Genomic DNA, 12,206 nt, shown 5'->3' with positions numbered 1-12,206 from the left:
CGTCCTTACGCCTCTTCTCCGTTCCATTCGATATCGCTCGTACTGCAAGCGATCATGCTTTTTCTCGTTCGAAAGCTCTGCCAAGCCAAATCTGCCAGCATGGAGAACTGATTAAAAAAAGGCCGCGGATCATCCCGCCTAAACAGTACATCCCTCGCAGAAAGCAAATCGCTCACCCAACGCTTTGCCTTCTCGCCATTCGTTATGCCAGCGAGGCCGTATGTCAGCATCGCCATCCCTAGCATACTAGCTTGTTTTCCAGCAGGAACAACGGTTTTTCCCCGATCCGAAAAATAAGCAGTCGCAGCCTCTTGATGTCCCGCAAACAAATGCACACCGCTTGTCAGGCGTGGATTGCATTCGATCACGTATAGCTCTCCCTGCTCATTCTCAATGAAATCAAATGCGATTTGTCCGCTAAACGTATGCCGTTGCACGAAGCAACTAACAAAGTCCCTTACCTGTGGATGGGCTGAATAGGCGAAGTGAATCGAGGCACCCTGTCCAGCTGTATGTGTTGTTTCGTAATCGGCGTACAAGGTGAGCTGTCCATTCTGAACAACAGCGTAGCTGCACACCTGTTTCCCTTTTATAAACTGTTGGACTAGCCATGGCTGCCTAACTGTCGGTTCCGGTAGCGTGGACTGCCCTGCCGCAGAGGACGGGTCTGCCACGATCTTTACATGAGCTGCAAAGCGAGAATAGACGGGCTTCAGCACAACTGGCCCCCTTGCTTGCAGCATGGCCTCCCGCAATTGAGCAGGAGATTGTACTCGAACCGTCTGTGGAACCAGTGCTCCCACCTCGCTCGCCATTTCGGCAAAAAGCCATTTGTCGTGCAACGAACGCAGTACCTCGATTCCTTCTACAAGCACTTCACCAAAGTCAAGCAAGCGATCCCGCCCGCGCGAGACGTAGAATATCTCCTCGCAAGTCGGGATCAAAAGATCGATGCGCTCACGCTGCATGATTTCACACAGCTTTTCGATATAAGCATCGGGCAGCTGTCGGGGAGGAGGCACTTGGTAGGAGCGCTCTACATAACGAGAGTGCTGGCATAAATGTCGCCGCGCACTCTCCGCTACAATGACCCGATGTCCCGCAGAGCCCAGCAAGCGCGCAAGCTCTAACGTAGCTGGAGCTCGTCCTCCTGTCAGCAAGACTGATTGTTTAGTATTCAAGCACAATTCCCCCGAGAGACAAGCCGGCAGATGTACCCAGCAGCATCAGGTGATCGCCTCGCTGTACCCGATTCTGCCCAATCGCTTCATGCAGCGCCATCGGGATCGAAGCTGCGATGACATTGCCGTGCTCTGCCAAAATGTTCACCATTTGCTGGTCGCTAAATCCGAGCTTACCTGCCATGATCCGCATCGCCATCCCACTGGCCTGATGAGGAATGACTGTACGAATTTGCTCCTTGGTTACGGAGGCTCCTGACAGCAAGCGATCCACAAATCCGGTAATCAATTGCGAGGTCAGGCGAAAAATTTTTCGTCCGTCCATATCAAATGCAAAGTCTGCTTCTCTTCCTTGCGCAAATTGGCTCGGGTGGATCAACGTACCGCCACCCCGTATTTCGGAATAATGCGCTCCTTCACTATATGTTTTCATACTTGAACCCAAGATGCGGGAGCTTTCTGTTTCTGGCGTCCTGCCGATGACAACAGCCGCAGCTCCATCTCCGAACAGCACGCAGCTCTCTTTTTGCTCCCAATTCAAACCTGCGGAGGATATCTCTGACGAAATGATCAAGACTCGCTCGTAAATACCAACCGCCATCTGGCACGACATCACATCCAGTGCAGTGACGAAGCTGAGGCATGTCGCATTTATATCAAAGCAAGGAATACCTGTTTTGCTTAGTTGAAGCTCTTCCTGAATCAAAGCAGCCGTGCATGGGATTTCCTGCTGCGCCGTCCCGCTCGCACATACAATACAATCGATATCGTGAAGGGAAAGGCCCGCCGCTTCCAAAGCACGCCTAGCAGCGATGGCTCCCATCTGTGCTGCCGTTTCGTTCGTCACAAAATGCCTGACACTTACCCCGGACTTTTTCTCTACCCATCCAGCCGCAAGTCCCAGCTTTTCTTCTAGTTCTGCCGCTGTCACTCGCCGAGTAGGTAAGTATTTTCCTGTTCCAAGGATTTTGATTTTTCTCTCCATAATCTGTGTCTCCCTTAGCTCGCATTACTCACACACTATTCGACATCTGCCCTATATTTTACATAACTCTGTCGATTTATGGTAAACAGAATAAACACTTGGTACTAATTACCCAAGTGTTTGATGTATCGGGATTTCTTATGTTATCCACATTTCCAATTTGCTGATTATGATCGATCTTTGAGACTCCCTCCAGTGTAAGCAGCTTCGCTCCGTTGTCAGTGAGTGCATGCTCTTCGCTTCCTTTGTTTGATGCAGGGCCGATTCGTACGCAACCATCGTCGAGCTATCCGAACTCGCAGATGCCTCGTATTCCTACTTTAATGCTCCTGTGATCCCAACTGACAAGCCGACACCCAACACTTTTTCTTATGTTGATCCCTCCTTTTTCATCGAAAGCAACTGTCATCGCTTTCTATACCAGTGATGATAAAAGGCGGGACTAAACAAGCTCTAAATCAATTCTAAAAAAAGTTTGAGACTCCCACGGCTAAAGCCGCAAGCTGATACCTTCGATATCAGTGGGATTCTTGGGTGGTAGTCGGTCGTGCATTTCTGCTAACCGTAGTTCCCCCAAGTTCAGGGCTGTCTCATCAGCCCATCCTAAGACAGTGCCTATAGCATCTTAGGCTGACAGACTGTTACCATCTGCCACAGGTTGATTCATGATATTCATCGCTCCAACCCGATCACGATGAGCGTTGAATCCGCATAAACATTCGTACTTTCTGTCTCTCGCTTTATTCTTCTCCCCGCAGGCAGGACAAGATTTAGAAGTATAGGCAGGATTCACCTCGACAACCTTTATGCCGACAAGGTTTGCTTTGTAGGAGATGAATTGTTGAAGCTGATAGAAAGTCCAACTATGTAGATTCTTTGCGTTTTTACGGCTAGTTCTTGCCGTCTTGCGAATATTCCCTAGTCGTTCAAGCTTGATGATGGACACACCTTCTTGAATGGCTGTTTGGACAATTTGACGGCTAATCTTATGATTTTGATCTTTCATCCAACGTTGCTCTTTATTGCCTAACTTACGAATGGCAGTCAACTTTTTGAGTTTTCCTAGTTTTCGTCTGCGTTGTTGGTACTTTCTTCGTATGTACTTGTTCTGTCTGCCCTTTCCGAAGAATCGGGTTTTACCTGTAGAAGTGACAGCAACAGCAGGAACTTTTAAACCAAGGTCAATCCCCATCATGTTTTCGTTGTTTATTACGCTTGTAGGCACTTCTACCGAAATTTGAGCGTACCATTTCCCTGACTTTTCAATGATACGCATCAATCCTGATTTTCCTTTGCTTAACAGTTTCCTATCTCGGCTAGTCATCGTAGCACGAAATGCTGTTTTCTTCGTCTTTCCATCTACAACGATAGGGAAAGCAACTGTATTGTCGGATACCGTGTAGTTTTGATTGTTGACGAAATAGACCGATTTTTTAAGTATGGGGCGAATACCTAGTTTCTTGATTTTACGGAAAACACTTTTGGCATCACGAATCGCTTGATTGCAAACGGCAGATGGAAGAATGGTATCTACATCTTTTGTCGTCATTTTCGGAAATGCTCCGTGTTGTTCAGCTTGTTCTGTTAGCTGATTGACTACACAAATATATTCCTTCCCTAAATGACGGAGAATATCTGGTTGATCAGGAAATAGGCGAATCGTAACAGTTAAAGCTTGCACATACTCACCCCCTCTTCTTTTGTTCTTCCACATAAAGCCTTACTGTTTCGCTTGATACGTTTCCTGCCGTACTTACGAAAAAAGAGCGTGTCCACAGACTAGGTAAATGAGCAAGATGCTGAAACTCCTGCCTTAATATTCGAGAGGTCACTCCTTTCACTTTTGCCATTACGTCTGATGGAGAATCGGCGGGAAGACAATTCAGGAACAGATGAACATGATCTGGCATGACTTCCATTGCTACAAGATGCCAGTCATTCTCTTGACATATTTTTTCAAGTAGTTCCTTGAATCGTATTTCCACCTGTTTTACTAATACCTTTCTTCGATAACGAGGGCAGAAAACAAAATGATAGTTGATGAGAGATACTGTGGTAGCTGTACGTCTATACTCTTGTCCCATAAAATCATCGTATCAGTTTTATGTTCAAACTGCAACAATACGTATAAAAAGAAAAGCACTCTCACATGTGCTATATTGATAGAAGGAAAGCTCAGCATGAACCTGAAGTGGAGGCATTATCGATGAGTATGCAAGAAGGCTATATTGACGTTCCTGGCGGAAGAGTATGGTACAGTCGTGTCGGCGAAGGGGAGAAAACGCCCTTGATCGTCCTTCACGGAGGACCTGGCAATACGCATGATCCGCTCAAATCAACGCTTCATGTCTTAGGAAGCGACAGACCCGTCATTTTCTACGATCAGCTTGGGTCAGGAAATTCCGATCGACCAACTGATCTGACTCTTTGGAAAACCGAGCGCTTTGTGGAAGAGCTGGCTTGCATCAGACAAGCCCTTGACTTAAAAGAGGTTCACATACTGGGGCACTCGTGGGGCACGATGCTGGCAGCAGCTTATTTGGTGGATGCCAAGCCGGAAGGGGTACAGAGCATTATTTTCTCCAGCCCATGCCTGAGCGCAGAGCGTTGGAAACAGGACGCGGATCGTTTAATCGAGCAATTGCCAGTGGATGTGCAACAAACCATCGCCACACACGAGGAGCAGGGCACAACTGATTCACAAGAATACCAGGATGCCATGAAGGAATACTACAAGCGCCATGTGTGCCGCCTTGATCCAATGCCAACAGCCATGACAGAAAGTCGTCCAAAAGCGAACAAAGAAGTGTACATGACGATGTGGGGACCGTCTGAGTTTTGCCCGACAGGGAATCTGAAAACATTCGACTACACACCCAAGCTGCATCAAATCAACATCCCTTCCCTGTTCGTTTGTGGCCGTTATGATGAAGCGACACCTGAATCGACAGGTTATTATCAGTCTCTGGTTCCAAACGCCGAGCTCCATGTCTTTGAAAACAGCTCGCATGTCGGCTATCTGGAAGAGACAGACGAATACGTGCAAGTTATCCGCAGCTTTTTGCAAAAAGCAGATACGAAATAAAAACGCCGCAGTCTCGCTGGCTTAACCTGACATATAAAAAAACGGAAAGACTTCGTATCGCCGAACGATCGAGTTTTTCCGTTTTTTTCAACATTCGAACCCTCATTCTTTTTTTAAGTAAAGAAGAAAATTAAGTATGTTTAACCCTAATATGATGAAAAACATATAGGTGGACATAGCATCTCCACTTAGATTAAATTCATCAGCTATATAACCCATAATCATAAGATTCGTTCCAGAAACGATTACGGAAATTGCTGAAATCATACTAAGTGTGAATCCATTGACAAGATTGCCTCGTTTCTTTTGAAGCAATAAAGCAACGGAAATAACGAGTAAACTTATAATAAAAGTAATCAAAACGAATCTTAATAAATCGTTTATCTCCATCCCTACCATAGTCATCCCCCTAACAACCTTATACCTGCTATATTTTACCACATAAAAGAAAGGCCGAATCTCGCAAGCAGTCCTTTTGCAAGATTCGGTCCCTTCTTTTATGCTCCTTTTCTTTTCTCTCGTCCGATCAAATACAAGAAATACGGAACTCCAATGACAGCTGTCACGATGCCCACGGGAACCTCCATCGGCGGCAAAAGCCATCTGCCTAGCCCATCAGCTGCGACCATGAGCGTAGCACCGAGCAGAGCAGCGACCGGGAGAAGAAGTGCGTGCTTCCCACCTACCAATCGACGAGCGATATGCGGTGAGAGCAGACCCACGAACCCGATGGAACCGACAACCGCCACACATGCTCCTGCAAGTGCGACAGAGGTTACCAAAAGTACAACACGCAGTCTCGTCACATCCTCGCCCAAGCCTTCTGCTACATCATCTCCAAGAGACAATACGTCGAGCCGGTACGCCAATAAATAAGCAATTGGTAAAAAGACGAGTATCCACGGAAGCACCGCCCATACGTGTTCCCATCCCCGCCCCCACAAGCTGCCTGCCATCCAGAGCAGTGCCGCATTGACATCCCCCGGATTTTTGACCATCAGGTATTGGATGCCCGCCTGACAAATGACCCCGATGGCGATCCCTACCAGCGCTAGAGTAGCGGGCTGAACGCGTTTTCGTGCGGTGTATACATACAAAATAGCAGCGACAACTGCCGCACCCCCAAATGCCGCCAACGGCAGCAAATAAGCCGGAGATTTGGGAAAAAGAAAAATGACGATGGCAGATGCGAGCCCCGCCCCTTTGGTGATGCCGATTACGTCAGGAGAGGCCAACGGATTGCGAATCATTCCTTGTAAAATAGCCCCGGATACCGCCAATCCCGCTCCAGCCAGCATGCCGAGGACAACACGCGGCAAACGATACTCTCCAATAATAAAGCTATGATTTTTCGGCCCCGTCCCGAAAAGTGACTCGACTACCTCACGGGGTGATATGGACACCGCCCCAGTTCCGATACTGATAACAGCAGTGACGATGAGCAACAGTAGAAGGGCAGGTGCAATACTTTGTCTGCGTGTCATGTAGCTCTCCTCTCCTTACCCACTAAATAGAGGAAAAAGGGAGCGCCCAGAAAAGCGGTCACGATGCCTACTGGCGACTCATACGGATACGCAATGAATCTAGCAAGAACGTCGGCATAGACCAGCAGCAATGCGCCGAGTAACGCTGTAATCGGGAGGTATAGCTGACTCTCTCTTCCTAGCAAAAGTCGGGTCAAATGAGGCACCATTAATCCGATAAAACCGATCGGACCAGCAACAGCAACAGCCGAGCCTGCGAGTACGATGACAATGATTCCACAGATCATCCGTACCCGAAATACATGTTGTCCAAGATTTTTGGCCACATCCTCACCCATACGCATAATGCCGATGGAGCGAGCCATAAAAAAGGCAACCACGAGCCCCGCGATCGACCAAGGTAGCACACGGTTCACATCCGTCCAATCTGCTCCATCCAATGACCCTGCAAGCCAAAACAGGACTTGATCGGTAGAGTGCTGATGAAACAAGATGAACGCTTCTGTAATCGAAGCGAGAAACAGATGGACCGCTGTGCCAGCCAAAGCCAGCTTAACAGGAGTCATCCCCCCAGCCGCACCGAGATAGTACACCGCAAATCCGCCTATGACTGCCCCGCCAAAAGCGAGTGGCGCTAAAAATGGCACCGGGAGATTTGGCAAGAGCACCAAGGCAGCTACGACTGCCATCGATGCACCTGCGTTAACCCCAAACGTCTGTGGAGAAGCAAGCGGATTTCCTGTCATTGCTTGCATAATCGCACCAGCCACGCCGAGACTGGCCCCAATGATTACCGCCAATAGCGCTCTTGGAAGCCTGAGTGTCGTCACAATCAAATGCTCCTGCGATGTAGAGGGGGCAAAAAGGGATTTTACACCACTCACCAACCCCATGTCTGTCCAACCAACCGAGATACTGACGACTAAACCAAAAACGAGCAGGAGCATTCCTGCCGAAATAACGATGCCCGCCTTTGAAGCTCCCTCCATAGGTACAACCTCCTCCCGCAAAAACGACGGGATCGATGTCAGCTACGACACCCATCCCGAAAAGTTTCCTTTTATTTGCCAGAAAGAAGCGTTACTGCTTCCTCCGAACTTAACTCCGATCCGATCAAGCCTCGCGACAGCGCCCATTTATTGCGTGCTACCTCAAACACCTTGCCATTTTTTACGGCGTTGATGTTTTGCCAAAGTGGGTTCGTCTTCCATTCATCCACAATCGTCTTGTCACTTGTTTTCATCAAAAACAGTACGTCTGGATTGAGGGCAACCAGCTGTTCCAGATTGGTTTTTGGATACGCCTCTTCACTCTTTGCTGCATCCTCCAACCCGAGGTATTCCAGCAGAGAGCCAGCATAGGAAGCATTGGAGTGAGCGAAGAATCCGGTCGGGTTCACTACTGCCGGCAGAACCTTCAGCTTGGCATCTGTTTTTGGCAGCTTCGCTTTGATGGCATCCATTTTCGCTTGATGCTCGTTCAGGCGTTTTTTGCCTTCTTCTTTCATGCCTACTGCATCCGCGATTACGGCGTAATTGGCTAGCATATGCTCATAGTTCGCCTGGTGGTCATTCAGTACAATAGTAGGTGCAATTTGCTTCAATTTGTCGTATACAGCCTTGTGTTTGTTCAAATCTGCAATGATGAGATCAGGAGCAAGGGAACTGATCAGCTCCATGTTTGGTTCGTAACGAGAACCGAGCGATGTATACGTTCCTACTTTTTCTTTCACCTCAGGAATGATCAGATTCGCATCATTGTCATCAGAGATTCCTACAGGAGCTACACCCAATGTCGCCAAAGCATCTGCAAAGGAAAAGTCCATCACGACAATACGCGCAGGCTTGCCAACGATTTCCGTTTCCCCCAGCTCATGCTTGATCACTCGTTTTTCACTTGAAGCTGCTGGTGCAGACTCTGTATGGGTCGCAGCTGCTGGAGCTGTTCCCTGTGCATTTTGTGTCGCTGTTCCGCAACCACTCAAAAAGACAGATACCATAAAAATAAGAAGAAAGCCAGGTAACAACAGTCTTGCTCTCATGATGAGAAAACCTCCTACCAAAATAAAACTCTATCGAAATTGAAAATCATTTTCAATAGAGATTATATCGATAGCCACTATACCATACCATGAAGAATCTTGCTCGATTTCATGAATTATCTTGTCTCATATGCGTCTTGACGTATTCCGATGGGGATAGGCCAACGACTTTTTTAAACATCTTGCTGAAGTAAAACTCATCGTTATAGCCTACACTTTGTGCCACCTCACGCAATCGACTCCCCGACAATCGGAGAAGCACCTTTGCCCGATTGATTCGAAGGCTCGTCATGTAATCGGAAAAGCTCACACCCTTTAACGTTTTGAACATGCGTGAATAATAGCTGGGACTGACATTCGCCTTTCCTGCCAACATCTCTAGCGTGAGATTGAGCATATAGTGCTGGTCGACATACAGAATCGTTTCCTCGATGCTAGCCATCGTATTTTCGTTGCTCTCAATCGCAGAAAAATCTTTCACCAGAATGTACAGAATGCGCTCGAATAACAACCTCCGCCGAAATTGCTCTCTCTCCTCATTTGACGCATAGCTTCTATGTAGTTCCTCCATTAAATGCAATACCTGCGAATGACTGCGTACACGGAAAGTCCCTTCCAGAGGAAAATTTTCTCCCCCCGGAACAAATACTCTCTCTTTCCCTGTTTCGTTTTGTTCGATCCAATAGGAGAATTCAATGAAAAAGATCTCCAGCTCTTTGTCTTGTTCCGTCCGCAAAGAAACGCTCGTCTTCGGCTTGTTAAAAAACACATCTCCTGCCTCAACTAACTGTCTCTTCCCGCTCTCTTCCATTGTTCCTTTTATATTTTTGACAAACCCGATTCGATGAGAATGACCAGGTGAGAGGATCAGTGGTTCATTGTGACGGCAAATCTCAAGACTGACCGCGTCGAGGGAGTAGATCATCTGTTTTAACTGTCGATAGGCTTCCTTTGCAATCAACGGTGCTTCCCCCTCTCATATTCCTTCTATTATAGCTTGTATACGCTATCTAACGCATTATTTGAGGGGCATGGTAAATGAAAGAAGCTGCCCGAAGTAGATCCTCGACAGAATCACTTCGAACAGCTTGCTATTTCAATCCGATATGCTTGTCATACACATCGTATACGGAACGTGAAATGATCGCAGCCGATCTGCCCCCATAACCACCCTCAGGAACGATTACGGCTACTGCCAGGACAGGATCGTCGACTGGGGCATACGAAATGCTGACACCATTCGTAATGCGGCCGTGCATTTTCCACCTTGTCTTTTTCTGTCCTGTTTTCTCATCTGTCACCGTCACCGGTACATAAATATCTTGCTCAGATGTTCCTGTCTTTGCTGCTACCTGAAACGGCATTCCCTCATACGCGCGGACTGCTGTTCCCCCTGGTTTCGTCACCATCACCATGCCTTGCTCCAGAATGCCCCAGTATTTATCTGGGTGAGGGAAGGTGCTCATGGTTTTTGGCGTGTACGTTTTCACTAGTTTCCCATCTGCGTCTGTGATCTTATCTACCATCTGCGGCTGCAAACGCACACCTTTATTCGCAAGCGTCGCCGCATATTGTGCCAATTGCATCGTCGTTGCCCGAACTTGCTGCCCAAAGGAAGCCTGCACCATCGCTGCTAATGGTCCATAGTTTTCATCCATCACCAAGTAGTCTTCTTTTCCTTTGTTTTCATTCGGCAAATCCACGCCAGTCTGAACCCCTAATCCGAATGCGTGATAGTACGATTGCAGCACGGACGCTGACTCTTTTCCTTTTCGACGGGACAGCTCCTCCCCGATTCTCGCCATGTACGTATTCGATGATTTTTGCAGGGAAATTGCAGGGCTAATCATGCCATGCGCTTTGGAACTGTCGTTCTTAATCCGGTCTGTTCCACGACCATAGTGATACACCCCTCCATCATTCCAACGATCGGAGGGAGAGATGATGCCTTCCTGCAAACCAAGCAATACCGTAATCGGCTTGAGGACAGACCCTGATGGTACAATCGAGCCCGGATGCTTGTAACCCTCCTGGATGGCCGCCTCGCCCGTCAATGGCCTCGTATCGTATGGCGATTCCCGAATCGTCCCATTCGTCACCGCTAGCTTGATCTCGTCATACATTTTTTGATCCGGTCCCTCAATCCACACGTTTGGATCGTATTCCGGATAACTGACCATCGCGACGACCTTTCCTGTCTTGACCTCGACTGCCACAACGTACGCTCCCTTTGCAGCCCTCGCCTCAGGGATGGTTGCACGCATCTTCGGAAGAAACGCTCGGATCGAATCCCGGATATCTAGCTGTACCCGCTGATCAATGGTGAGATACACATGATTGCCTGGGACGGATGGAACTTCCTCCACTTGCTTCACAACCGTCTGATTTGCTGCGACCTCATACATCCGGTAACCGTTGCTCCCGCGAAGCTCTTTTTCGTAAGATAGCTCAATCCCATCGAATCCAACTAACTGGTTCGGCAAATACCGCGTACTCTCATCCTTGTAAGAGGCGAGCTTCACATTTTCAGCAATATGAAAGGGCCGGACATATCCGACCGCCTGTACAGCGATTTGCTTGGGATCGTATTTCCTGATCGGTTTTGTCACCACTTCAATCCCCGGCAAATCGCCGCGATGCTCACCCAGCACCGCGATTTCTTTATCCGTCAAATCCACCTTCAACTCTTTTTCCAAATAGCGCGGCAATTGCCGTGCCGCTTCCACATAATTGCCTTTCTCGTAGGCATAGCCGACATCCATCTTTTTTAACAGCGTGGCCTTGTCGAGGCTCAGTATTTTCTCCAGCTTTTCCACCAGGTTAAAGTATGCTTTCTTCTCCATGACCTCTTGTTCACGGAAGACAGCGAGATGGGAAGGCCGACTTTCGGCAATGACATATCCGTTGCGGTCATAAATGTTTCCTCGCATAGCAGGAATGTAATCTTTTTTATACGATCTGTCTGCCAGCTCATTTGCATAATCGCTCCCTTGCTGGATTTGGATTTGCGCTAATCTCAAAATGATTACGACAAACATCAGAAATACGACGATATAGACGATTTGTAGTCGTTTCAAACGATCATTTTTTTCTTCCTTCATCCTTACTCTCCCTACTCTTTCAGTACCTTCGTGAAAATCCGTTTGATACGTGCATCGAGTACATGACTGCCACCCCGACCACGGACATCTTCGATCATCATGGTAACCAGCAAACGTGGATCATCTACATTAAAAACGGCGTACCATCCGTTTTCCATCCCGAGCTCGCCCTTTTTTTGTTTCAGCTCAGCTGTTCCAGTCTTGCCCGCCATGCGAATACCAGGCACGCGTGCTCCTCGTCCGGTGCCGCGCGGGTCTTCCATGACCTGTATCAAATGCTGCTTCACCGTACTCGCCACATCGGCAGGTATGACATTCGTCTTCCAATA

Annotated in this window: 12 protein-coding genes; 1 reads left to right on the top strand and 11 read right to left on the bottom strand. The window is 47.9% G+C overall.

The annotated features are described in order from the left end of the window. Positions 1-5: 5 nt before the first annotated feature. The 4 genes from PMI05_RS28420 to tnpA all read right to left on the bottom strand — a co-directional run bounded on the left by PMI05_RS28420 (position 6) and on the right by tnpA (position 4,250). A complete protein-coding gene (locus tag PMI05_RS28420) occupies positions 6-1,181 on the bottom strand; it encodes an ATP-grasp domain-containing protein (RefSeq protein WP_007729454.1) in 1,176 nt (391 codons plus the stop codon). Continuing rightward, entirely contained in the window at positions 1,171-2,166 is a 996-nt protein-coding gene (locus PMI05_RS28415) for a beta-ketoacyl-ACP synthase III (protein ID WP_007729452.1), read from the bottom strand. Before PMI05_RS28415 ends, PMI05_RS28420 begins: the two co-directional genes overlap by 11 nt. A gap of 625 nt (positions 2,167-2,791) precedes the next feature. Then, on the bottom strand, positions 2,792-3,880 hold the full coding sequence (locus tag PMI05_RS28410) for an RNA-guided endonuclease TnpB family protein (protein ID WP_052006460.1): 1,089 nt from the start codon (positions 3,878-3,880) through the stop codon (positions 2,792-2,794). Next, positions 3,852-4,250, bottom strand: coding sequence for an IS200/IS605 family transposase (tnpA, locus tag PMI05_RS30470; RefSeq protein ID WP_081496891.1), 399 nt, complete (start codon positions 4,248-4,250; stop codon positions 3,852-3,854). Before tnpA ends, PMI05_RS28410 begins: the two co-directional genes overlap by 29 nt. Before the next feature lie 122 nt (positions 4,251-4,372). On the opposite strand from tnpA, the gene PMI05_RS28405 reads away from it, so the two are divergent. Continuing rightward, positions 4,373-5,251, top strand: a complete 879-nt coding sequence (locus tag PMI05_RS28405; RefSeq protein ID WP_007729449.1) for a proline iminopeptidase-family hydrolase — start codon at positions 4,373-4,375, stop codon at positions 5,249-5,251. 102 nt (positions 5,252-5,353) lie between these two features. On the opposite strand, the gene PMI05_RS28400 is transcribed toward PMI05_RS28405, so the two are convergent. The 7 genes from PMI05_RS28400 to PMI05_RS28370 all read right to left on the bottom strand — a co-directional run. After that, positions 5,354-5,650, bottom strand: coding sequence for a hypothetical protein (locus PMI05_RS28400; protein WP_007729447.1), 297 nt, complete (start codon positions 5,648-5,650; stop codon positions 5,354-5,356). 98 nt (positions 5,651-5,748) lie between these two features. After that, on the bottom strand, positions 5,749-6,735 hold the full coding sequence (locus tag PMI05_RS28395; protein WP_007729445.1) for an iron ABC transporter permease: 987 nt from the start codon (positions 6,733-6,735) through the stop codon (positions 5,749-5,751). After that, complete coding sequence (locus tag PMI05_RS28390; RefSeq protein WP_007729444.1) at positions 6,732-7,724, bottom strand: iron ABC transporter permease; 993 nt, start codon at positions 7,722-7,724, stop codon at positions 6,732-6,734. Before PMI05_RS28390 ends, PMI05_RS28395 begins: the two co-directional genes overlap by 4 nt. Positions 7,725-7,795: 71 nt before the next feature. Further along, positions 7,796-8,776 (bottom strand): Fe(3+) dicitrate ABC transporter substrate-binding protein, encoded by a 981-nt coding sequence (locus tag PMI05_RS28385; RefSeq protein ID WP_007729443.1) that lies wholly within the window; start codon positions 8,774-8,776, stop codon positions 7,796-7,798. Between the two features lie 109 nt (positions 8,777-8,885). After that, positions 8,886-9,737, bottom strand: a complete 852-nt coding sequence (locus PMI05_RS28380) for an AraC family transcriptional regulator (RefSeq protein ID WP_007729441.1) — start codon at positions 9,735-9,737, stop codon at positions 8,886-8,888. A gap of 130 nt (positions 9,738-9,867) precedes the next feature. Further along, positions 9,868-11,877, bottom strand: coding sequence for a penicillin-binding protein 2 (locus tag PMI05_RS28375; protein WP_007729440.1), 2,010 nt, complete (start codon positions 11,875-11,877; stop codon positions 9,868-9,870). An 11-nt stretch (positions 11,878-11,888) separates the two neighbouring features. Beyond that, positions 11,889-12,206: penicillin-binding transpeptidase domain-containing protein (locus PMI05_RS28370; RefSeq protein ID WP_007729438.1), on the bottom strand; the 318-nt coding region annotated here is incomplete at its 5' end.

The sequence above is a fragment of the Brevibacillus sp. BC25 genome (assembly GCF_000282075.1).
GTDB lineage: Bacteria > Bacillota > Bacilli > Brevibacillales > Brevibacillaceae > Brevibacillus.
This window is presented reverse-complemented; position numbering and strand designations above follow the sequence as displayed.

Excerpts from the sequence above, each read along its gene's own strand:
- PMI05_RS28415 (WP_007729452.1), bottom strand. The coding sequence starts at position 2,166 with ATGGAGAGAAAAATCAAAATCCTTGGAACAGGAAAATACTTACCTACT.
- PMI05_RS28410 (WP_052006460.1), bottom strand. The coding sequence starts at position 3,880 with ATGTGGAAGAACAAAAGAAGAGGGGGTGAGTATGTGCAAGCTTTAACT.
- tnpA (WP_081496891.1), bottom strand. The coding sequence starts at position 4,250 with ATGGGACAAGAGTATAGACGTACAGCTACCACAGTATCTCTCATCAAC.
- PMI05_RS28405 (WP_007729449.1), top strand. The coding sequence starts at position 4,373 with ATGAGTATGCAAGAAGGCTATATTGACGTTCCTGGCGGAAGAGTATGG.
- PMI05_RS28400 (WP_007729447.1), bottom strand. The coding sequence starts at position 5,650 with ATGGTAGGGATGGAGATAAACGATTTATTAAGATTCGTTTTGATTACT.
- PMI05_RS28395 (WP_007729445.1), bottom strand. The coding sequence starts at position 6,735 with ATGACACGCAGACAAAGTATTGCACCTGCCCTTCTACTGTTGCTCATC.
- PMI05_RS28390 (WP_007729444.1), bottom strand. The coding sequence starts at position 7,724 with ATGGAGGGAGCTTCAAAGGCGGGCATCGTTATTTCGGCAGGAATGCTC.
- PMI05_RS28385 (WP_007729443.1), bottom strand. The coding sequence starts at position 8,776 with ATGAGAGCAAGACTGTTGTTACCTGGCTTTCTTCTTATTTTTATGGTA.
- PMI05_RS28375 (WP_007729440.1), bottom strand. The coding sequence starts at position 11,877 with ATGAAGGAAGAAAAAAATGATCGTTTGAAACGACTACAAATCGTCTAT.